Raw genomic sequence first — 20,970 nt, 5'->3', positions numbered from 1 at the left:
AAATGCATAAGCTAGTTTGAAGAATGCATAACGTTTACTCAACAGGCTATAGCCATCAGGCGGACTCATCTGGCGCGCGCAAACGCTCGCCGTAAGTGAGCAGAGCAGATGGCGTCAGCTTCAGCGCCGACGCCAACTTCTCCACCGTCACCAGCGAAGCAATTACCACACCACGCTCAATCTCACCGATGTAGGAGCGGTTCAGATTGGAGTTTTCCGCCAGTCGTTCCTGCGACCAGCCCTGCGCCTCGCGCAGTTGGCGCACGCCCAGACCGAAGCCCTGCACCAGTGCGCTGCTGAGACTTGCTGGTGCATTCATGAGCCACCTATACCGTTAGCGAACGCGCCCTCGCGCGACTCGGCTTGCGCCACGCGACCGCCGGCGGGCACGTCGTGAGTCAGCCAGACATTGCCGCCAATCACGGCACCTTTTCCAAGAGTAATGCGACCGAGAATAGTGGCACCGGCGTAGATCACCACATCGTCCTCCACCACCGGATGGCGCGGCAAACCCTTCTGCAGATTGCCCTCGGCATCGGTCGGGAAGCGCTTGGCGCCCAGCGTGACCGCCTGATAGACGCGCACGCGGGCGCCGATGACGGCGGTCTCGCCGATCACCACGCCGGTGCCATGGTCGATGAAGAAACCGGCGCCGATACGCGCGCCAGGATGAATGTCGATGCCGGTGGCACTGTGCGCCAGCTCGGACACAATGCGCGCCAACAGCGGCAGATCCAGCGTGTACAACTGGTGTGCCAGGCGGTAATGAATCATCGCCAGCACGCCCGGATAGCACAGCAGCACCTCATCGACACTGCGCGCGGCCGGATCGCCCTGATAGGCCGCCAGCACATCGCTGTCGAGCAGGGTGCGGATCTGCGGCAGCGCGGCGGCGAACGCGCGCACTGCGCTCAGCGCCGCCTCATCAACCGGCAGGCTTTCGCTGCGCAGATTGGCGTTGTAGCGCAGCTCGCGACGCACCTGATGCAGCAACGCGTGCAGCGCCGCGTCGAGCGCATGGGCGACGTGGAAATCCTCGCTTTCCTGGCGCAGATCGGGCGGCCCCAAGCGCATCGGGAACAGCACGCCCTTCAGGCAATCGATAATGGAAGAGAGCGCATCGCGCGAAGGAAACTCACGGTTGCCGGCCTCGCTGTTGCGGCTTTGCGCCTGGCGCCACTGGTGACGGGCGTCATGCAGCGCGGCGGTGATACCGCCGATATCGAAGGTAGCCGTCATGGTGTCAGTCCTGAAGCCAGGGCAGACCATGGAAGCGCCAGCCATCGGCGTGGCCGCGCTGCTGATGGGCGTCGAGTTCGCCCTCGAAACCTTCCAGCACATTGAAGACATGCAACAGGCCAGCCTTGGCCGCCGCCTCCGCCGCCAGCACCGAGCGCTTGCCGCTACGGCACAGCAACAGCGCCACCGCCTCCTTGCCGCCGATCTTCGCCTCCAGCTCGCGGGCGAAACGCGGATTACGGGTCAGCGCGGTACCGGTGGCCCAAGGCACATGCAGCGACTCCGGCACATGGCCGACGAACTTGCGCTCCTCGGCGGTGCGCACATCCACCAGCAGCGCCTGACCGCTGGAGACCAGCTCCCAGGCAAGAGCAGGCGGCACGCCACCCGCATACGACAGACCCGCCGCCTCAGCGTGGGCTTGAACCTCTGCCAACTGCTGTGGCAGATCGAGAACTGCGTCCGACATGAAGAACCTTTGAGAGTTGATGGCGATAGACGCCAGCATACGTTTCGTCAAACTTAAACAAAACGAATAAAAACAACTTCACAAAGGCGGAAAACGCATAAAGACGGGGTCAATCCTCCCAAAGCTACACGGGCTCTACCGTAAGCGTCGCTTACGGTAGAGCCCGTGTAGCTTTGGGAGGATTGACCCCGGTTACATTACTTGGCGCGGACTTTGGCGACGTCGCGCTCGGTCACGGCGGCGGCGCTGTTGCTCCAGCCTTGACGCAGGAAGGTCGCCAGGGCGGCGGCTTCGCTGTCGCTCAGGCGGCGCGAGAAGCCTGGCATTACCAGGATCGACGGTGCTTTGTCGGTCGATGGCGTGCGGGCGCCGTGCAGGATGACGTTGACCAATGCCGTCGGATTGTCGGCGTTGATGACGGTGGCGCCATCCAGTTCGGGGAAGACGCGGCTGGCGCCTTTGCCGGTGACGAAGTGGCAGGCGGCGCAGTTGTCGAGGTAGAGACGTTCACCCAAGGTCAGGTTGACAGCCGCGCTCAGCTTGCGCACGGTCTCTTCCTTGCCCTGCGGCTTGACCGCCGGTCCGCGCGCCGGTACCGGCGGCAGCGCTTTCAGGTAGGCGGCGATCGCGTGCAGGTCGGCATCCTGCAGATGCGCGGTGCTGTGCTCGACCACCGAGGTCATCTCGCCGGCGACGGCGGCGCCGTTGTTGCGGCCGGTCTGCAGGTAGTCGACGATCTGCGTTTCACTCCAGCGCGGCAAGCCGCGCAGCGATGGCACTGGCCAGTCGTTCAGCTCGCCACCGGCCAGGAAGTTCGATTGCCCGCTGTTGCTGGCTTTTTCGTTCATGGCGAAACCACGCGGTGTGTGGCAGCTGGAGCAGTGGCCCAGACCTTCCACCAGATAGGCGCCCTGTTTGATCTGGTCGCTCCAGCCGGCTTGCGCCACGAATGGCTTGCTGTCGGCAAAGAAGTAGTTCCAGACGCCCATACCCCAGCGCATATTGAACGGGAAGCTCATGCTGGTGGCCGGCGGCACGTAGGTCGATGGCTTCACGCCCGACTGGAAGAAGGCGTACAGCGCCTTGATGTCGGCATCCGATACCTTGGCGTAGCTGGTGTACGGCATGGCCGGATACAGGTGGGTGCCATCGGCGCGCACGCCCTTGCGCACGGCGTCGGCGAACTGCTGCTCGCTGTAGCCGCCGATGCCGTTCTTTTTGTCCGGCGTGATGTTGGTCGAGTAGATGATGCCGTGGCCGCTGTCGATCGCCAGGCCGCCGGCAAACGCCGGCTTGCCCGGCGCGCTGTGGCAGGCGATGCAGTCGCCGGCGCGCGCCAGGTATTCGCCGCGCTGGATCTGTGCCTGATCCGGGGCGGCGTGGACGGCCGCGCCAGCCAGCGCCAGCACTGCGGTGGTGAGGAATTGCGTCAGTTTGTTCATCATACGTGCACCAGCGGGCCAGGGTTTTTCAGGTATTGGTTTTTGATCGCTTCGGCGGCCATCAGTGTGATGGCGCCGATGGTGGCGGTCGGATTGGCCTGGAAGTTCTGCGGGAACGCGTTGCCGCCCGGTACGAACACGTTGTGCACGTCCCACGATTGCAGGTAGCGGTTCAGCGCCGAGTCGCGCGGCGAGTCGCCCATGATGGCGCCGCCCACGTTGTGGGTCGACACGTACTTGGTGATGTCCCAGTGCGAATCCAGCGCCAGGAAGTTTTCGCTGATCGAATCCGGTCCCAGTTCCTTGGCGATGCCGAGCACGATGTCGCGCAGGTAGCGCTGCAGCTTGAGCTCGTTCTGGCGCCAGTCGAAGGTCATGCGCAGCAGCGGCTGGCCCCATGGATCTTTGTAGTTCGGGTCCAGGTCCAGATGGTGGCCGCGATAGGACATGCAGGTGGTGGTGATGCCGATTTTCATCGAGCGGCCATACCAGTCGACCATGCCTTCCTTCCAGCCCTTGCCCCAGCCCGGCGTGCCTTTCGGCAGCGCGGTGCCGATCGGCGCGCCGGTCGCTTGCGAGCTGTGAATCTTGGCGCCGCCGATGAAGCCCATTTTGATGCCGTCTTCGAAGTTGCCCGGCGAGATGTCGTTGAACATTTCACCCGTCGCGCCGGCGGTGGCGAACGGGTTGAAGTGCTTGTCCTTGAAGAACAGCGTGGCGTCGCCATTGCTGAGGAAGGCGTAGTTGCGGCCGATGGTGCCGGTCTCGGTCAGCGGGTTGTAGATCTGGCCGATGCCCGACAACATCATCAGGCGCACGTTGGCGAACTGGAAGCTGGACAGGATGACGATCTTGGCCGGCTGGAACACTTCCTTGTTGTTCTCGTCGATGTAGGTGACGCCCTTGGCGGTCTTCTTGTCGGCGTGCAGGTCGACGCGGATGACGTTGGCGTTGACGCGCATGCTGAAATTCGGCATGCGCTTGACCACGTCCAGAATCGTGGTCTGCGGCGATGCCTTGGAATAGTTCAGGCACGGGTACTTGGAGCAATAGCCGCAGTAGTTGCACGGCGCCAGCTGCGCGCCATACGGATTGGTCCACGCCTGCGACACGTTGGCCGATGGATTCGGGAACGGGTGGTAGCCCATTTTTTTGGCGGTCGCCGCGAACAGCGAGCTGTTGTAGGTGTCGTGCAGCGCCGGCAGCGGATACGGATTCGAGCGCGGGCCTTCAAACGGATCGCCGCCCGGCTGGATCACACCTTTCAGGTTGCCGGTGTTGCCGGACAGGCCGCAAATCTGGTCGAACTTGTCGTAGAACGGTTCGATCTCATCCCAGGTGAACGGGAAGTCCTTGACGCGCATGTCCGGGTCCAGCGAGCCGCGCTTGTAGGCCTGGTCGGCGTAGGTCTTGAGCTTGATGTCGGTGGTAGTCGGGCGGATCAGCACGCCGGTCCAGTGCAGGCCGGAGCCGCCGACGCCGGTGCCGGGCGCGAACGCGCCCCATTTGCGGGTCGGCAGCGCGGTTTCGCTATCGTTGTAGCGCACCGTCAGCGCGGCGTCGCGCGGGGTGGCGAACACTTTGTTGCGAATCGCGTAGGCGTACTGGTCGGCTGGTTTCGGGTAGGCGAAATCTTCCGGCGGACGGTCCGGGCCGCGCTCCAGCGCGCGCACTTTCAGACCGGCCTGGGCCAGTTCGATGGCCATGATGGAGCCGGCCCAACCAAGGCCGACGATGACGACATCGACGTCGTCGTTAGTGATGTTTGGCATGTTCTTATTCCTGTTATGCGCGTTTGCCGCTGACGCTGACCGGCCCCAACGGATACTTCACGTTGTGCACGTCAACCCATTCCGTGTACGCCGCGCGGGCGCCCGGGAAGCCGATCGCCACCCATGCCTTCATGTCCTTGTTGCCGCCATACATAGGGTCGGCCAGGTAACCGTTCTTGGCATCGCCCAGCAACTGGCCGAAGAAGGCCGAGGCGTGCAGCGCCGCTTCGCCCAGGTCGGCAAAGCTGATGTCGTTCTTTTGCAGCGCGGTCAGCACCGCGTCCTTGTCGACCATGCCCAACTGTTCGAAGGTCTTGCCGTATTTCTGCTGCACGTATTGCTGAGTCAGCTTGATGCCGGCGCGGTAGGCTTGTTGCGGCGACTGCGTGCCCTGGAAGCCCAGCGTCTTCGGCGCGTCCGGCTGGTGCGGGCCGGCCATGTAGATGTCATCGCCCAGGCCGTTGTGCAATTGCTGGTCGATAAACACCGGGACATTGGTTTCCAGCGCGCCCGGGCCCTTGCCTTCGGCCGGGATCAAGCGATCGCAGGCGGCCAGGATAAAGGTCCATTCGGCTGCCGAGAAGAAGACTGGCTGGTACTGCTGCAGCTCGACGCCTTCAAGTCCGTCCGCGCGGGCAGCACGGTAGACCGGAACGGACGCCAGCGGCACTGCGGCAGCAGTCGCCATGAGAATAGTCCGTCGCGACGGACTGAATTTGTCTTTGGACATAGGTAGCGTGTGTGTGAGGGGGAAGAAACCCCGTCGGCCGGGGCGGTAAAACTTGATTTTGAGCAAAAACTTAAGAGAGTTTAATGCAGTTTTTATACACAGTCAAACTATTCATTTGTGTATTTATGGTCGACCATTTTTACAATTGGTCTGACCAATTTGCGTATGATACCAGAATGCAAAAAGGCCCGGCCTCCCCCTTGCGGGGCAGGCCGGGCCTCAGGCTAAAGCCGGAAACTGTGGCTTAGCGGGCGGTGATGGTCACCGGAATGCTGACCGAGCTGCTGGCGTTGTTACCGTTGGTCGCCACCACTTTCAGGGTGTAGCTGCCGGTTTTCGGTGACGCCCAGCTGACCGTGATCTTGCTGCCGCTGACGCCGAAGGTCATGCCCAGCGGCGCGCCGGAAATGCTGACCGAGATCGACTTGCTGCTGCTGTCGGTAATGCTGATGGTGCCGCTCAGCGCTTTGCCAACCACGCCGGTCATGGCGCTGGCGGTGATCACCGGACCGGTGCTGCTGGTGGTGGTGGTGGTGGTGGTGCTGGCCGAGGCGATCACAATGCTGTACACCGCGCTGCCGCTCAGACCGTTGACGCTGTCCTTGGCGGTGATGGTGACACTATAAGTACCGGCCACCGGCGACGCCCAGCTGACCACGCCGGCGCTGCTGATGGTCATCGCGGACGGCGCGCCGCTCAGCGAGTAGGTGACGGCGTTGGCGGCGCTCACCGAGGCGGTGAAGGTCAGCGCGGTGCCGGCCTTGCCGCTGATGGTGGCGGCGGTTACCACTGGTGCGGTCTGCACGGTCAGGCCAGACAGCGTCGACAGCAGCGACGAGGCGTTCGGGGTGCCCAGGCCGGTCGCCTGGTCGTAGCCGGTTTCAGCGGAGCAGGCCGAGCAGGTGCCATGGCTGCCGGAGGTGATGTCCAGGAAGCTGCTGGCGTAAGTGCCGGCCACGGTCGAGATATTGGTGTACAGCGCGACGTGCGGCTGGCCCAGCACGGTTTTGCTGTTCTGCACGCGCAGCGCATTGGCGACGGCGATCAGGCCGGCCCATTGCGGCGTCGCCAGGCTGGTGCCGCCGACGCTGGTCCATTTGACGGTGCTGCTGCCGGAGGCGATCACCGCCACGTATTGGCCGCTGTTCGGGTCGGCGTTGAAGGCGACGTCGGCCACGGTACGGCGGGTCGCGGTGCCCATGCCCGGCACCGAGGTGCTCTGGTAGCTCGGGGTGGCCACATAGCTGGACACGCCGCCGCCGGTGCTGGACCAGACGGTTTCGCTACGGCTACCGGAACCGCTCCAGGTCAGCGTGGTGCCGCCGACGCCCAGTACTTTAGGCGAGACCGACGGCCAGTTGACCGCCGCGCCGGAGTCGCCGGTGGCCGCCACGTAGCTCATGTTGGTGCCGGAGAAGTAGCTGTCGTAGTTGGCGGTGGTGCTGGTTTCGGAACCGCCAAAGCTCATCGAGACGATGCCGGTGCCCATGTTGTTGGCCAGTTTGACCGCGCCCAGCAGATCGCTGTAGCTGGAGCTGGCCGCCTCGATCACGACGATGCGCGCCAGCGGCGCGGTGGCGTGGGCCCATTGCACGTCCAGCGCAATTTCAGTGGCCCAGCCGGAGTCATAGGTCGGTGCCGAGCTGGTCATGGCACCCGCCGAGGTGCTGTACACGATCGACAGTTCGCAGGCGCTGCTGGAAGCGGTGGCCAGCGGCAGGCTGGCGCTGGTGGCGACGGTCTTGGTGGTGCAGGTCGGCAGGCCGAACTTGGTGTTGAAGGCCGACAGTTCGGCCGCGATGTTCGGGTTGTGCATGGCGTCGACGATGTAAATCGTCTGGCCGGCGCCCAGCTGGGCCGCCTGGGCGGTGGTCAGGCTGGTGTAGCTGCTCGGCAAGGTCGGCAGGCCGTAGGCGGCGCGGATCTGGGCCGGGGTGTAGGTCACCACGGTGCTGGTGGTGGCCATGGCGGTGGCGCCGCTGTCGCTGGCGTCGGCGCTGACGGTGCTGACGGTGCGGTTAGCCTGGGCGGCGCGCAGCGACTCCACCGTCAGCAAGCGCGAGCTCAGGTTGCGGAACGCCGACGGCACGGTTTGCTTGTGCACGGTGGCGGGCGCGGCATCGCCGGCGGCGGCGTCGGCCGGGGTCTCCAGCAGCACCGGCGCCATATGATAGGACGGCAACGCGTACTGGGTCGCATCCTGTTCGGCGACGGTATCCGGATCCAGCGTCAGCACGGTGGCGCCGGTGGCAACCAGCGCGGTGGCGCTGGCCTGGGTGGTATCAGTAGTGGAAGTATCGGTGCTGCTGCCGCCACAGGCGCTCAACAGCGCGACGATGCAGGTCAGCGGTAGCGCCAACAGGCGCGTGGAACGTGAGAAATATTGCATAGCAATCTCGCAACGAAAGAATTGGTGGTAGGGGACGGATAAATACTAACAAATTCCCACACGGAAATATGCAAGTTGCTCAAACCGGTACGGTAAATCTGTGTAAATTCACCTTAAACGTTACCTCAAAGAAAATGTTCCGTCGCTTTCTCACACATTCTCACACTCCGCAGCCCCCCTTTCATGACAGACATCATTGACGCCCCAGCAAGGTCATCGCGCGGCGATGCGGTCCTACGCGGGTGGCCGTTCGCGTCCTACGCGTGTCGCACGCATAGACGCGCAAGCTGGTAGTGATTGGATACGCTCCGTGTATCGATCGCACCGGGGAAAGATGATGTTTTCGCATAGCCAGAGGTCGCGGCATATTGTCCGCAGCGGAGCCGTGACATGAACGCGCCACCGTCACTGCTGCGGGTGTTGATCGTCGACGATAATCGCGATGCGGCGGATATCCTGTCCCACATCCTGTTATTCAGCGGCTATGCCACCCAGGTCGTCTACAGCGGGTGGCAGGCACTGCTGGCGGTGCGGGAATTTGTGCCGGACATCGTGCTGCTCGATATCAGCATGCCGGAGCTGGACGGATTTCAGGTGGCGGAGCAGATCCGCACCATGGCAGGGATACCGCAACCGTTGCTGATCGCCTTCACCGCCTGGTGCGATGATGCCACCAAGCTGCGAGCGCGCAATGCCGGCTTCGATCTGCATATCGCCAAGCCGGTCGATACCGATGCCTTGCTGGAGGCCTTGGCCTTGCGCTATCCGTCAAACGGGACAGCCGGCTAGCGGCGCTGGCGCGCTGATCGCCTCCGGCAGCCATACGGTGAACACCGTGCCGCTGCGGGTATCGGACGCCACCGTGATGGCGCCGCCATGCGCCAGCGTGATCTCGCGCGCAATGAACAAGCCCAATCCCAGACTGGTGGACGCCGGCCCCCCTCCGATTTGGCGACCACCGACAGCTGCACCAGCGGATCGGAGATTTTGGGGCGTTATATGACAAAAAAGCCCCGTAACTTCAATGAGTTACGGGGCTTTTCCTGACCGACTGTTGCAATATATAACTTAGAACGGAATATCGTCATCCATATCCGAGAAGTTCGGCGCTGGGCGCGGTGCCGGGCGTGGGGCCGGGGCTGGCGCAGCCATTTGTGGGCGCGGGGCCGGGGCCTGACGCTGTGGTGGGGCATCGTAGCCGCCACCGCCGCCGCCATAACCGCCGCCGCTGTTGCCACCACCGTAGCCGCCTTCGTCCATGCCGGCGTCGCCGCCCATGCCTTGACGGCCGCCCAGCATTTGCATGTTTTCAGCGATGATGTCGGTAGCGTATTTCTCTACGCCATCCTTATCGGTGTACTTGCGGGTCTGCAGACGGCCTTCGACGTAAACTGACGAACCTTTTTTCAGGTATTGACCAACGATCTCGGCCAGACGGCCGAAGAAGGAAATACGGTGCCACTCGGTCAGCTCTTTCTGCTCACCGGTGTTGCGGTCTTTCGACTTGTACGAGGTCGCCACGGCGATGTTGGCGATCGCATCACCGCTAGGCATGTAGCGAATTTCCGGATCGCGACCCAGATTGCCGACGATGATGACTTTGTTGACTGATGCCATTTTAATAAAACTCCATGTGTTCGGCGAAAGTAGAAGTTTAGCTCACTTTTGGCCTGACACTCCAGATTCTCGACACGCCGTCTTGCGGCGTCTCAAAATACGCCGTTGTCGGACTGATGGAACACCAGTTCCTCCACCCGCTCGCCCTTGCACAGGTGCTGTTCGACGATGCGGTCCATATTCTCGGAGGTGACGTTGTAGTACCAGGTGCCGTCCGGCTGCACGCAGACAATCGGCCCGCCCTTGCAGGCGGCAAAGCAGCTGACCCGGCTGCGCTTGACGCGCAATTCGCCCGCGTCCAGCCCGGCCGCCTTGAACTTGGCGCCCAGGCTGTCGAACAGCGCCTGCGATTCGCCATCGGCGCTGCAGCGCGGGCCGGTGCACACCAGCAGGTGGCGGTGATAATTGCCGATCTTCGGCTTGACGATGTCGTCGCTCATGCTTCGCTTTCTTCAGTGGCGGGGGCTTCGGCCTCCCAGGGTTCATTCAGCGTGGCGTGGATGTAGTCGGCCGGCAGACGGTGACGTGCCGCCAGTACTTCGATGCTGTCGCCGGCCGCATGTTCGGCCTGCAGCGTCTCCAGCCATCCCAGCAAGCCGGTCGACAGCGAACGGCCGGCCTTCTCGCCGTCGCGGGTGGCGCCGCCCTCCTCCATGTCGTACTTGTTGGCGTAGCCGCGCGGCGTCACCATCAGGCCGTGGCGCACGAAGGTATTGCTGTTGCCGATCAGGACCGTGCTGAGCATGCCGATGTCGGCATCGGCCATGCTGTCCAGCGTGGTGAAGACGATGTTCTGGCGCCGCCGATAGCCACTCTTCACAATCGCCACCGGTGTATCCGGCCGGCGGTGACGCAGGAACAGCCGTTGCGCCTCGACGATCTGGCGCGTGCGCCGTCCGCTTTTCGGATTGTACAGAGCGACCACGAAATCGGCCATCGCCACCGCGTCCAGCCGGCGCGCGATGGTCGGCCATGGCGTCAGCAGGTCGGACAGCGAGATCGCGCAGAAGTCATGCGTCAGCGGCGCGCCGACCAGCGCGGCGCAGCTGTTCAGCGCCGAGGCGCCGGGGATGATTTCGACCTGCACCGCATCGTCCGGCGTCCAGCCGGCCTGGAACAGCACCTCGTAGGTCGGCCCGGCCATGCCGTACACGCCGGCGTCGCCCGACGAGATCAGCGCCACCTTCTTGCCGGCGCGCGCCGCTTCCAGCGCACTGACCGCGCGGTCCAACTCCTCGGTCATCGATTTGCGGATGATCTCCTTGCCCTCGATCAGATCGGCCACCAGCTTGATGTAGGTGACGTAGCCAATGACGACATCCGATTCGGCGATGGCGTCGCGCGCGCGCTGCGTCATGTGTTCAACCGCGCCGGGACCGATCCCGACCAGCATGATTTTTCCTGCTTCGCTCATGGTGTTTTCCTTGCGATGGAGACGGTGGCATTACGCCCATCCGCACCCCTGTGTTTATGTTTTTCGACGACCAGCGAGGTCATCGGCGTATTCGGTCCGGCGGCCAGCAATGCCGCCGCTTCGCTCACCGACGGCGTGCCGGTGTAGCGCCGCACGGTCTCTGACGGATGCGGCACCGGCACCGCCGCCAGCTGATGCGCTTCGTAGAAGTGCAACGGCCAACCGTATTCCAGCGCCAGTGCCAGCAGCGCTTCCTCATCCTGTTTGATGATGATGGTGGCGGCAGCAGTCACCTGTTCCGGCATGGCGCCGGCGGTGGCCAGCGCAGCCTGCACCGCTTCGCGCACCGTCGCCAGCGCGACGCCGCGATCGCAGCCCAGGCCCACGGTGTACTGCGTCACGCCGGCTGCTCCTGCGGCGGACGATAGACCACCAACCGTTCGTGCAGCGCGTCCCAGCGCTCGGCCGGTACTTCGGCGTGCGTGACCCACAGCAGCGCCGCGTAGCGGTCCAGCGGCACCTCGTCGAAGCGCGCGTAGCGGTGGATGTTGTCGGGCAGTGGCGTCGGACGGGTCCACCAATCGGCGCTGCCGGCTTCCTGCACGAAGGCGATCGCTTCGCCGTTGACCACGTGCGCCGACACCCGCGTGATGTTGATCTTCGGCGCCTCTACCCGCCAACCGAGGTGACGTCCCAGAATATCGACCGGTATCGTGCGGCCGACATCGGAAGCGGTGGTCAGCACCGGCGCGGCACCTAGCAGATCGGCCACGCGCTCGCTCCACTCGTTGGCGCCGCCAACGTGGCCGGACAACACCGGAATCACATATTGGCCAGCATCGTCCACCACGATGATGCCCGGGTCTTCGTCCTTGCTGCGCAGGTGCGGCGCGATCAGCCGCACCACGGCGCCCAGCGAGACAAAGAAGATGATCTGGTCGTAGCCTTCAAACAGCGGGCCGATTTCGTCACGCAGCGCGCCATCGTAGGCCCGCACGGTGTTGCTGACGTCCGCAAAGGTGGCGGCGAATTTGGCGGAGGTGCAGATATCCGCTTCCGGCAGATCAACCGCCAGGCGCGCGGCCTGCGCGGCGCCATGCTTGGTGATGGCGACCAGGCACACGCGCGGTGCCGGCTGATTGGTGATGGTGCTCATGCGGTCTCCAGGGATAGAGGTTGTGGGCCGTCCTTGCGCAGGCAGCCCTTGATGCGTTCACCGCGAATGCGGTGCGCGTGTTTAATAATCAGCAGTGACAGATAGCTCACCTTGGTGCCGCGCAGTTCGAGGATGTCATTACCGCTGTAGCGGCGTTCGTCCGGCGCGCCGACACGCTCGATGAAGTGGGCGCCGGCCAGCAGGTCGCGGCGCTCCATCCAGTTGATCAGGTCATCCAGGATGGGTTTCACCTTCATCAGCACCAGCGTGTCGAAGTCCGGCAGCAGGCGGTCGACCGCGCTGACGCCATAGGCGGCGGGCACGATGGCAACCGTGTCATCCTGCTCGGAGAACGGCACCGGCACTTGCGCGCAGGCGGCAGTGAACGAGTTGACGCCGGCGATGATCTGCACCGGCACTTGTGCATCGATGGCGTTGACGGTGCGGGCGAGATGGCCAAAGGTAGCGTAGGTGCTGGCATCGCCTTCAACGAGAAACAGTACGTCAAGGCCTTGGTTCAGCCATGGCAGCACAGTTTCCGCGGCCTTGAGCCATGCGCGGCCGAGTTTCTCGCCATCGTGCGTCATCGGGAACAGCAGTTGCGTGTGATGCTCCGACGGCGTAAGGCCGGCGCGCTGCACGATATCGAAAGCGTAGCTTGGCGTCTTGCCGCTGCGCGCGGGATAGACCCAGATGGTATCGCGGCGTTGCAGCGCTTCCCACGCCGCGCGCGTGATCAGGCCAGGGTCGCCGGGGCCGAGCGAGATGCCCCACAGGGTGCCGGGCTTAGACATCACCTACCTCCCGGCGCGCGCAGACGATCCACACCGGATTCTCGGCAGCCATGCGGTGCATGTGCAGGATAGGTTTGCTGCGCGCGGCCTGCAGTTGCAGCACGTCCCAGCTGATGCCTTCGATTGCCTGCAGTGTCGCGGTAGCGGTGGCCAGGTTTTCCAGCGTGACGAAGTTCATCACCAGCGTGCCGTCAGGACGCAGGCGCGTGATGATGGTTTGGATCAGGCCCGCCAGTTCGCCGCCGGAGCCGCCGATGAAGACCGCGTCCGGATCTGGCCAGGCGTCCAATCCCTCCGGCGCTTTGCCGAGGTACAGACTGTAGTTGCTGACGCCGAAGGCGGCGTGATTCTGACCGGCGATGGCGAAGTCGCCATCGTTCTTTTCGGTCGCGTAGACATGGCCTTGCGGGCAAAGACGCGCCGCCTCCAGCCCCACCGAGCCAGAACCGGCACCAATGTCCCACACCACGCTGTCCGCGCGTAGCTGCATGCGCGCCAGGCTGACGGCGCGCACTTCCTGTTTGGTGATCAGGCCTTTCTCCGGCTGGCGTTGCACGAATTCAGTGTCGGCAAGGCCGAAACGCACCGGACGTGTGGCCGGCGTGACGCGCCAGAGCAGCACCACGTTCAGCGCGGCAAACTTCATCTCAGCCGCTTGCTGCGGCGTGAGTTCGGCCAGCACACGTTCTTCCGGCTGCAGCAGATTCTCCGCCACCGCCATCAGGAAATCGTCGCCCAGGCCTTCTGCCAGCAACAGGCGCGCGATGCGATCGGGCGAGTTGTCAGGGCTGGTCAGGATCAGCAGGCGCGCATGCTGGCGCGTGGCTTGTGCCAGCGCGTACAGGCCGTGGCCTGGCGTGGCGCCGCGCTGCCACTCACCGGCATCTTTCGCATGCACAGAGACGATGCGCGCATCCTGCCATGCGAGGCCGATGCGGGCGCAGGCCAGCTGCAACGTCGACAGGTTGGGCAGGATGTCCAGCGCTTCCACGCACAGATGCTGCGCCAGATAGGGGGCGATGCCGTGACACAGCGGGTCGCCGGTGGCCAGCACCACGCAGGCCAGATTGTCGGCGCGCGCGGCGCGTACCCATTCCGGCACTTGTTTCAGCTTGCCGGTGAGGTCATGGCGCACGGCGCCGGATTTGAATTCGCGTTCCAGCAACGCCAGCGTGCGCGCGCCGCCAATGATGACGTCCGCGCTGCGCAGCAACGCCAGCGCGGTGGCGTTCAGGCTGGAGACGCCGTCATCCAGCACGCCAATAACGCGGCAGGGATTGGGATCTTTGATTTCCATGATTAAGCTTCCGGTAAATGATCGATGCCGATGCGGCCGGCGCTGGCGGGGCGTTGTTGCAGGTCGGCTGGACCAGACCACACGTCGGCGACTTGCACGCCGCTGAAATCGCACACCAGCACGCGCAACTGGAACTTGTGGCCGTAGCGGTCCGGTGCCCTCAACGTGTCGATGGCGGCTTGTGCCAGCGCGTGGTGGAAGGCGTCGCCGAGACCGCGCTCCACCATCAGTTCAGCGCCGAAGCGCGCGGTTTCGGCGGCGGCCATGGCGGCGCAATCTTCTTCAGTGGCGCCAATGCGGCGGCCGATTTCCGCCACCAGGTCGGTATCGACTTCGCTGCGGTTGGCGTGGGTAATGGTTTCGCCCTGCGCGATCTTGGTCAGTTTGCCGACCATGACGGCCATCACCACCAGTTCTATGCCCTGCGCCACCACTTCATCCAGCGCGTAACGCAGGAAGTCGCCCATCTGCACGAAGCAGGCGGCCGGCAGTTCGGGACGTTCCGCGCGCAGCGCGCTCATGGCGAAGGTTTCGGTGCGGCCGCCAGTGGTCAGCGCCACCAGGTTGTGGCCTGCGGTGGCGGCAACCTGCACGCCCTGCACCACGCTGGCGCGCCACGCGGCGGTGGAATACGGTTTGACGATGCCAGTGGTGCCGAGGATGCTGATACCACCCAAAATACCGAGACGGGCATTGGTGGTTTTCTTGGCCATCACTTGGCCATCGGGCACGCTGACGGTGACTTCGATACCGTGTCGCGCCATCAGTTCGGGAGCGGCTTCGTGCAGGTTGTCGGCGATGTTCTTGCGTGGGACCGGGTTGATAGCTGGGCCACCCACCTCCAGGCCGAGGCCTTTCATGGTGACGGTGCCGACGCCGTCGCCTGCCACATACGAGACCACACCGGCCTGGCCAGACAGCAGCCGCAGGTCGACGGTCATGTGGGCGCCGTCGGTGCAATCGGGGTCGTCGCCAGCGAACTTGATGACCATGGCGTGCGCGCGGCCGTTATCGCAGCTGCCGTCGTGGATGGCAAACGTGATCCGGCTGCCGTTGGGCAGCAGGCTTTCGATTTCTTCCGGTACGCGTCCATGGACGAGGCCCAGCACGGCCGCGCGCGCGGCGGCGGCGGTGCAGGCGCCGGTGGTGAAACCGGTACGGGTGCCTTTTTCGGCAGCCGTTTTTTCTTTCATGGCAGAGCCTTTTGACGGGCTTCGGCCAGTGACAGCAACGCGTGCAGCGTCGCTACCACCAGTGTGGAGCCACCTTTGCGGCCACGGATCACGATCCATGGCACGTCGTTCACTTCGGCCATCAGGTCTTTGGATTCGGCGGCGGAGACGAAGCCCACTGGCATGCCGACCACCAGCGCGGGCTTGACGCCTTCTTCGCGAATCAGGCGTACCAGTTCGATCAATGCGGTGGGAGCGTTGCCGATGCCGACGATGGCGCCATCCAGCAGGCCTTTGCGATGGGCCTTGCGCATCGCTTGCACGGCGCGGGTGGTGTCTTCGGCCTTGGCGGTTTCGATGACGTCGGCGTCGCTGATGAATTGGTGGGTCTTCATGCCGAAGTGGCCCAGGCGCGGTTGCGACAGGCCGGAGCAGATCATTTCGACGTCGGCTACGACTGGCGTGCCGCCTTTGAGCATGGCGGTGATGCCGGCTTCCACGGCGTCTGCATGGAAGTCTGTCAGGCCGTTGAAGTCGAAGTCGGCGTTGGCGTGGATCATGCGGCGCACGATCGGCCATTGGCCTGGCGTATAGTCATGCGCACCGACTTCGGCGTCGATGATGGCGAAGCTGTCGTGCTCAATGACCTGGCCGGCGCGCGTTAGCTGCTCGGTGACGGTGTTCACGGTGCTCATGCTGGATGGCTTTCAGAGTGGGCGTGCGGATGCGCGTGGTCATGACCGTCATGCGCATGGGCGTGGCCGTCGTCGTGCGCGTGATCGTGTGGCGCATGGTCATGCGTGTGAGCGTGCGAATGGCCGTGCCCCAGGTCGTGGGCGATTTCGCGATAGCTGCAACCGTCGCATGGCAGGCGGCTGTCTGGCACGCCGGCGCGCAGGTCTTGCACGCGCTGGTCCATCAGCTCGAAGATTTCGTTCTCGAAGCCGAAATGCTCGCTGCATGCAAAGCGAATCTGCGGATACTGCACGCGCAGGTGCTCAACCTGCCGGTGTATGCGCTGCATCAGCGTGCCGGTGTACAGATAATACGGCAGCACCACGATCTGACGCATGCCCAGCAGCACATGGCGCTGCACGACCTTCTCCAGACGCGGCCAGGTAATGCCGGTAAACGCCAGATCGACCAGCTCATGGTCGCCCTCCTCCAGCAGCCAGCGCGCCATCTTGGCCATCTCGCCATTGGCGCCACGGTCGGACGAGCCACGGCCCAGCAGCACCACGCCGGTGGTGGTGGGATCGGGCATATCCAGCACATTCATCGCCTTGCGCAAGCGGCGCTTGAGGATGGCCAGCACCGGATCGCAGGCCGTCAGGTGTGGCGCCAGCAGATACTCCGTCTGCGGGCAGGCGATGCGAGCATGCTCAATCGCCTCCGGAATCTCCATCTTAACGTGACCGGCAGCGTTGAGGATCAGCGGCACCACCAGCACGCGGCGCGAGCTGCGGCCTGCCGACAGCAGCGCGGCATTCAATTCCGGCGGCGCGAATTCGATGAAGCACAACTCAATGCGCCAGCCTGGCTGACGCGCGCGCCATTGCTCCGTAAATTCGCGGATCTCCTGGTTGCCGGAGTCCTCGCGGGAACCGTGGCCGACAATCAGGATAGTGTCGAGGTTAGCTGGGTTCATGCGGTGGCCTTTCTGAAGCGGTGGGTAAATGTAGGGTCATACAACTTGGAGCGCGCCAGGGTTTCCCAGTGCAGCGCGCCCAGCGTGGGGCTGGCGACGATCATCGCCTGGCTTGCAATGCCGGCCTCCCGGCACTTCTGCTTGATATCGGCCAGCGTGCCACGAACGATTTTCTGTTCGCCCGGCCAACTGGCCTTGTGCACCACCAGCATCGGCGAGTCTTCAGCCCAGCCGGCGGCGCGCAATGCGGTTTCCACCTTGTGCATCAAGGTGATCGACAGGAAGATGCAGATGGTGGTGCGGTGCGCGGCCAGGCTGGCCAGGTCTTCACCGTCCGGCATCGGCGTGCGGCCTTCCACGCGCGTGAGGATGACGGTTTGCGTCACTTCCGGCAGCGTCATGGACTCGCCGGCGGCGGCCATCGACGCCATCGCCGACGACACACCCGGCACCACCGACCATTCGATGCCAGCGTCGCTCAGCGGACGCGCCAGTTCAATCAGCGCCCCATACAGGGCGGGGTCGCCGGTTTGCAAGCGCACCACGGTGGCGTGGCGGCTGGCCTGGTCGATCAGCCATGCGGTCATGTCTTCCAGCGTCATGTCCTTGGAGTCGCGGATGGCGCAATCGGCTGGCGCGTACAGGGTGACGGCGCGGTCGACTAGCGAACCGGCAAACAGCACCGCGCCGGCCTGCGACAGCAGCTTCTGGCCTTTGACGGTGATGAGTTCCGGGTCGCCAGGTCCGGCGCCAACGAACCAGATTTTTCCGAAGGTGGTCATGCAGTGATTACTCCTGATTGTTTGAGTGCGCGCAGCGTGTCGAGCAGGGCGTCGACGCTACGTGGGGCCGGGCCTTGCGGCAGCACGCCGAGGGCGACCAATTCCCCGTGCAGCGCCAAGGCGGCGGGTGGACGCTGGCCGGCCGCATGCAGCACCTCGGTTTGCGCGGCCAACTGCTGCGCGGGACCAGAGGCGATGCAACGGCCGGCCGCCATGACATGGATGTCGTCGGCCCAGCGCAATGCGAAGTCGATGTCGTGGGTGGACAGCAGTATGGTGACGCCACGCTCGGCGAGGCGGTCCAGCAGGGCTGTCAATTCGGTCTGCATGGGGGCGTCCAGGCCGGCCATGGGTTCATCCAGCAGCAGCACATCCGGTTCCATGGCGAGCACGCCGGCGATGCAGACGCGCTTCTTCTGGCCAAAACTCAGCTGGTGCACGGCACGGCGCGCGTGGCCGCCCAAGCCGACCGCATCCAGCGCGGTGGCGACGCGATGGCGTACCTCGTCATCGTGCAGGCCGAGGTTGAGGGGACCGAAGGAGACGTCTTCTTCCACCAGCGCGGAGAAAAGCTGACGATCCGGGTTCTGGAACACCAGGCCGACACGGGTGCGCAGGTTGGTGAGCCCTTGGCGGCTGTAGTCGAACTGCAGGCCGTCGTAACGCAGCGTGCCGCTGGTAGGGCGCAGCAAGCCATTCAAGTGTTGCAGCACAGTGGTCTTGCCGGCGCCGTTGGCACCCAGCAGGGCGTAGCGGCGGCCGCGCTGCAACGTCAGCGTGCAGTCGTTCAGGCCTTTGCTGCCGTCCGGGTAGACGTGACTGACGGCTTGCAGTTCGAGTAGCGGCGTGCTCATAAACGGTCTCCCAGAGCGATGGCCAGCATCACCGCGCCAGCGACAGCGGCTGCTGTGATCTGGCGTTTGGCTTGCGGGTAGGCGGTGGGCAGGAAGCGCAGCGTGCCTTGGTAGACGCGGGCGTCGGCGGCGGTTTGCAATGCTGCGGCGCGTTGCCACACCTGGACTGCCATCTGGCCGGCCAGCAGCCCGGTGGAGCGCCATGCCTGGCGCCAGTTGCGGTAGCCGAGACGCGCGGTTTGCGCGGTGATGCTTTCGTCCCAGGCCTGGCGCATGACGAACAGCATACGGTAGCAGAGAACCATCAGGTCAAGCAGCAGTTCCGGCGTGCGCAGTTTGCGCAGCAATGCCAGCAGATCGGGCATCGGCGTGGTGAGCACGAGGCCCAGCAATGCAGCCAGCATGGCGGTCGAACGCAGGGCGGTATGTTCAATCGTGGGCAGCATGGCGGTGGTGATGTGCCAGTGGCCATTGTGGTCCGGGCCGACCAGCATGGTCAGGTAGGAGAGCAGCAGGAAGCCGAGCGGCGGCAGCGCGGCGGCAATGTAGGCATGCAGCGGCACACGGGCGGCGAGGAAGGCGGTCAGCATCAGGATGGCGGTCAGCGCGGCCAGTGCGGCCGGGCCTTGGGCGATCCAGGATGCGATGATGCCAGCCAGCGCAAACAGCGCCTTGGCCGATGGCGCCACATCGCGCCAACGGCTGGCGTAGGCCGAGGACTCAATCAGCACGGTTGGCCTGTGGGGAAGATGGCGACTCAGCGGCGGCGCGGCGCGCGCGGTCGCGGGCGACGGAGAGGCCGAGCCAGTAGCCGATTACGCCAGCGCCGATGGCGGCTTGCAGCGCGAACAGCAGCGAGGCGATTTCGTCGCTGGCCGGCTCGAACACTGGCGAAAACCACGGCTTGTACGACGGTGCGATGACGCCGATCGCTTCCTGCGCGCGCGTGTCGGCGCCACCGAAAACTGCCTGCTCGGCCGGCGCATGCACCAGCCACAATGGCAGCACCGTCAGCAGCACAATCGCGGCCCACAGCATCAGGGTCGTAAGCTTCTTCATGCGCGCTCCTTCAGCGCCATCACCGGCAGCGCGCGCAGTTCGTGCGCGTTGAAGCGCACCATGGCGTTCACCACCAGCACCGTCAGCAGCCCTTCGCTGATGGCGATCGGCACCTGCGTCAACGCGAAGATGCCGGCGAACTTGAGGAACGACACCTCAAAGCCGCCCACCGCCGCCGGAAACGCCAGCGCCAGTTGCGCCGAGGTGGTGACATAAGTCGCCAGATCGCCCAGACACGCGGCCAGGAACACCGCCACCGAACGCGAAAAGCCCAGCGCCGCGACCGCGCGCAGCACGCCGTACGACACCAGCGGCCCGACGATCGCCATCGAAAACACATTCGCGCCCAACGTGGTCAAGCCGCCGTGCGCCATCAACAGCGCCTGGAACAGCAGCACCACAAAGCCCACCGGCACCATGGCCGCAGGCCCGAACAGCGCCGCGCCGAGGCCCACGCCAGTCGGATGCGAACAACTGCCCGTCACCGACGGCAGCTTCAAGGCCGACAGCAAAAACGCAAACGCCGCCGCCACACCGAGCAGCATGCGCCGCTCGGGATGCGCCCGCAGGTCACGGCCAATGGCGCGCAAGCCCCAGGCCAGAAAAGGTAATGAAGCGGCCGTCCAGCCGAGCGCGTGCATCGGCGGCAAAAAGCCTTCCATGATATGCATTCGAATCCTCCCGTCGAATGGTCTATACGGACACCAGCGGGAGAAGAGAGACGGGTCGAACGGGGACGCGGGACGTGGAAGCTGAGACGTGGGCCGGCCAAGATCGACAGCGGCTTCCCGTCACCCCGGGGATGGTGCTGACTTTTTGGGCCGGTATTCTGGCTGGCCTTCATCCTTCTCCGTGTCTTCCCGCGATTTATCGCAGTGACGTGATGACGGAGTCGTCTGGCTTACAGCAGCGGGGGCTGCACCGGAATGGCAACGCAAGGTCGCTTCACCGGTTTCCCGTTTAACAATCATCCAAAAATGGAAAGATTGCACCCAAGGCTAGATCTTACCTCAACGTTCTCCGCCCCGCCAGACACGAGTTGAAACAGCGCAAGAAAATACTGGTATTATATACAGTGTATCGCGCCGTCAGCACAATCCACCGCACGGTCGGCGCAAGTTATCAAACCCGGCTAT

The 20,970-nt window shown here is 64.2% G+C and carries 23 protein-coding genes, 1 pseudogene and 1 riboswitch; of the genes and pseudogenes, 1 reads left to right on the top strand and 23 read right to left on the bottom strand.

What is annotated here, in order from left to right; genetic code table 11:
* Positions 1-38: 38 nt before the first annotated feature.
* The 7 genes and pseudogenes from GJ699_RS10570 to GJ699_RS10540 form a co-directional block, all read right to left on the bottom strand.
* Positions 39-319 (bottom strand): annotated as a pseudogene (locus tag GJ699_RS10570) (helix-turn-helix domain-containing protein).
* Positions 316-1,239 carry a serine O-acetyltransferase EpsC gene (gene epsC, locus GJ699_RS10565; RefSeq protein ID WP_154375827.1) on the bottom strand — a complete coding sequence of 308 codons (924 nt, stop codon included), beginning with the start codon at positions 1,237-1,239 and terminating at the stop codon, positions 316-318. The pseudogene GJ699_RS10570 and the gene epsC overlap by 4 nt, the downstream one beginning before the upstream one ends.
* A gap of 4 nt (positions 1,240-1,243) precedes the next feature.
* Positions 1,244-1,708, bottom strand: a complete 465-nt coding sequence (locus GJ699_RS10560) for a rhodanese-like domain-containing protein (protein WP_154375825.1) — start codon at positions 1,706-1,708, stop codon at positions 1,244-1,246.
* 197 nt (positions 1,709-1,905) lie between these two features.
* The gene (locus tag GJ699_RS10555) at positions 1,906-3,153 is read right to left on the bottom strand and encodes a cytochrome c (RefSeq protein ID WP_229262046.1); all 1,248 of its coding nucleotides are present in this window, start codon (positions 3,151-3,153) and stop codon (positions 1,906-1,908) included.
* Complete coding sequence (locus GJ699_RS10550; protein ID WP_154375823.1) at positions 3,150-4,922, bottom strand: GMC family oxidoreductase; 1,773 nt, start codon at positions 4,920-4,922, stop codon at positions 3,150-3,152. Before GJ699_RS10550 ends, GJ699_RS10555 begins: the two co-directional genes overlap by 4 nt.
* A gap of 13 nt (positions 4,923-4,935) precedes the next feature.
* Positions 4,936-5,610 (bottom strand): gluconate 2-dehydrogenase subunit 3 family protein, encoded by a 675-nt coding sequence (locus GJ699_RS10545; RefSeq protein WP_229262045.1) that lies wholly within the window; start codon positions 5,608-5,610, stop codon positions 4,936-4,938.
* Positions 5,611-5,896: 286 nt separating this feature from the next.
* Positions 5,897-8,041 (bottom strand): S53 family peptidase, encoded by a 2,145-nt coding sequence (locus GJ699_RS10540; protein WP_154375819.1) that lies wholly within the window; start codon positions 8,039-8,041, stop codon positions 5,897-5,899.
* Between the two features lie 390 nt (positions 8,042-8,431).
* On the opposite strand from GJ699_RS10540, the gene GJ699_RS10535 reads away from it, so the two are divergent.
* The gene (locus GJ699_RS10535; RefSeq protein ID WP_154375817.1) at positions 8,432-8,830 is read left to right on the top strand and encodes a response regulator; all 399 of its coding nucleotides are present in this window, start codon (positions 8,432-8,434) and stop codon (positions 8,828-8,830) included.
* Here GJ699_RS10535 and GJ699_RS10530 read toward each other — a convergent pair.
* The 16 genes from GJ699_RS10530 to GJ699_RS10455 form a co-directional block, all read right to left on the bottom strand.
* On the bottom strand, positions 8,810-8,989 hold the full coding sequence (locus GJ699_RS10530) for an ATP-binding protein (RefSeq protein WP_371867527.1): 180 nt from the start codon (positions 8,987-8,989) through the stop codon (positions 8,810-8,812). The two genes, GJ699_RS10535 and GJ699_RS10530, sit on opposite strands and share 21 nt — an antisense overlap.
* 120 nt (positions 8,990-9,109) lie before the next feature.
* Positions 9,110-9,658 (bottom strand): single-stranded DNA-binding protein, encoded by a 549-nt coding sequence (gene ssb, locus GJ699_RS10525; RefSeq protein ID WP_154375813.1) that lies wholly within the window; start codon positions 9,656-9,658, stop codon positions 9,110-9,112.
* Between the two features lie 92 nt (positions 9,659-9,750).
* On the bottom strand, positions 9,751-10,098 hold the full coding sequence (locus GJ699_RS10520; protein ID WP_154375811.1) for a (2Fe-2S) ferredoxin domain-containing protein: 348 nt from the start codon (positions 10,096-10,098) through the stop codon (positions 9,751-9,753).
* Positions 10,095-11,072 (bottom strand): precorrin-3B C(17)-methyltransferase, encoded by a 978-nt coding sequence (gene cobJ / locus GJ699_RS10515; protein ID WP_154375809.1) that lies wholly within the window; start codon positions 11,070-11,072, stop codon positions 10,095-10,097. The genes GJ699_RS10520 and cobJ overlap by 4 nt, the downstream gene beginning before the upstream one ends.
* Positions 11,069-11,473, bottom strand: a complete 405-nt coding sequence (locus GJ699_RS10510) for a cobalamin biosynthesis protein (protein WP_371867522.1) — start codon at positions 11,471-11,473, stop codon at positions 11,069-11,071. The genes cobJ and GJ699_RS10510 overlap by 4 nt, the downstream gene beginning before the upstream one ends.
* Positions 11,470-12,228, bottom strand: coding sequence for a cobalamin biosynthesis central domain-containing protein (locus GJ699_RS10505; protein WP_154375807.1), 759 nt, complete (start codon positions 12,226-12,228; stop codon positions 11,470-11,472). The genes GJ699_RS10510 and GJ699_RS10505 overlap by 4 nt, the downstream gene beginning before the upstream one ends.
* Positions 12,225-13,022 (bottom strand): precorrin-2 C(20)-methyltransferase, encoded by a 798-nt coding sequence (gene cobI, locus GJ699_RS10500; protein WP_154375805.1) that lies wholly within the window; start codon positions 13,020-13,022, stop codon positions 12,225-12,227. The genes GJ699_RS10505 and cobI overlap by 4 nt, the downstream gene beginning before the upstream one ends.
* Positions 13,015-14,319, bottom strand: a complete 1,305-nt coding sequence (cbiE, locus tag GJ699_RS10495; RefSeq protein WP_154375803.1) for a precorrin-6y C5,15-methyltransferase (decarboxylating) subunit CbiE — start codon at positions 14,317-14,319, stop codon at positions 13,015-13,017. The genes cobI and cbiE overlap by 8 nt, the downstream gene beginning before the upstream one ends.
* Before the next feature lie 2 nt (positions 14,320-14,321).
* On the bottom strand, positions 14,322-15,512 hold the full coding sequence (locus tag GJ699_RS10490) for a cobalt-precorrin-5B (C(1))-methyltransferase (RefSeq protein ID WP_154375801.1): 1,191 nt from the start codon (positions 15,510-15,512) through the stop codon (positions 14,322-14,324).
* The gene (locus GJ699_RS10485; RefSeq protein ID WP_154375799.1) at positions 15,509-16,186 is read right to left on the bottom strand and encodes a precorrin-8X methylmutase; all 678 of its coding nucleotides are present in this window, start codon (positions 16,184-16,186) and stop codon (positions 15,509-15,511) included. The genes GJ699_RS10490 and GJ699_RS10485 overlap by 4 nt, the downstream gene beginning before the upstream one ends.
* Entirely contained in the window at positions 16,183-17,139 is a 957-nt protein-coding gene (locus GJ699_RS10480) for a sirohydrochlorin chelatase (protein WP_154375797.1), read from the bottom strand. The genes GJ699_RS10485 and GJ699_RS10480 overlap by 4 nt, the downstream gene beginning before the upstream one ends.
* Entirely contained in the window at positions 17,136-17,921 is a 786-nt protein-coding gene (cobM, locus tag GJ699_RS10475) for a precorrin-4 C(11)-methyltransferase (protein ID WP_154375795.1), read from the bottom strand. Before cobM ends, GJ699_RS10480 begins: the two co-directional genes overlap by 4 nt.
* A complete protein-coding gene (locus GJ699_RS10470; RefSeq protein WP_154375794.1) occupies positions 17,918-18,775 on the bottom strand; it encodes an energy-coupling factor ABC transporter ATP-binding protein in 858 nt (285 codons plus the stop codon). Before GJ699_RS10470 ends, cobM begins: the two co-directional genes overlap by 4 nt.
* Positions 18,772-19,506, bottom strand: a complete 735-nt coding sequence (gene cbiQ, locus GJ699_RS10465; protein WP_195763512.1) for a cobalt ECF transporter T component CbiQ — start codon at positions 19,504-19,506, stop codon at positions 18,772-18,774. Before cbiQ ends, GJ699_RS10470 begins: the two co-directional genes overlap by 4 nt.
* Positions 19,496-19,834 carry an energy-coupling factor ABC transporter substrate-binding protein gene (locus GJ699_RS10460; protein WP_154375790.1) on the bottom strand — a complete coding sequence of 113 codons (339 nt, stop codon included), beginning with the start codon at positions 19,832-19,834 and terminating at the stop codon, positions 19,496-19,498. The genes cbiQ and GJ699_RS10460 overlap by 11 nt, the downstream gene beginning before the upstream one ends.
* Positions 19,831-20,505 (bottom strand): energy-coupling factor ABC transporter permease, encoded by a 675-nt coding sequence (locus GJ699_RS10455; RefSeq protein ID WP_154375788.1) that lies wholly within the window; start codon positions 20,503-20,505, stop codon positions 19,831-19,833. The genes GJ699_RS10460 and GJ699_RS10455 overlap by 4 nt, the downstream gene beginning before the upstream one ends.
* A gap of 131 nt (positions 20,506-20,636) precedes the next feature.
* A riboswitch (cobalamin riboswitch) is annotated at positions 20,637-20,845 on the bottom strand.
* Between the last annotated feature and the right edge of the window lie 125 nt (positions 20,846-20,970).

The organism is Duganella guangzhouensis (assembly GCF_009674535.1).
GTDB lineage: Bacteria > Pseudomonadota > Gammaproteobacteria > Burkholderiales > Burkholderiaceae_D > Rugamonas > Rugamonas guangzhouensis.
Note: the sequence above shows the minus strand (reverse complement) of the source record. Positions and strands in the feature narration are given on the sequence as shown.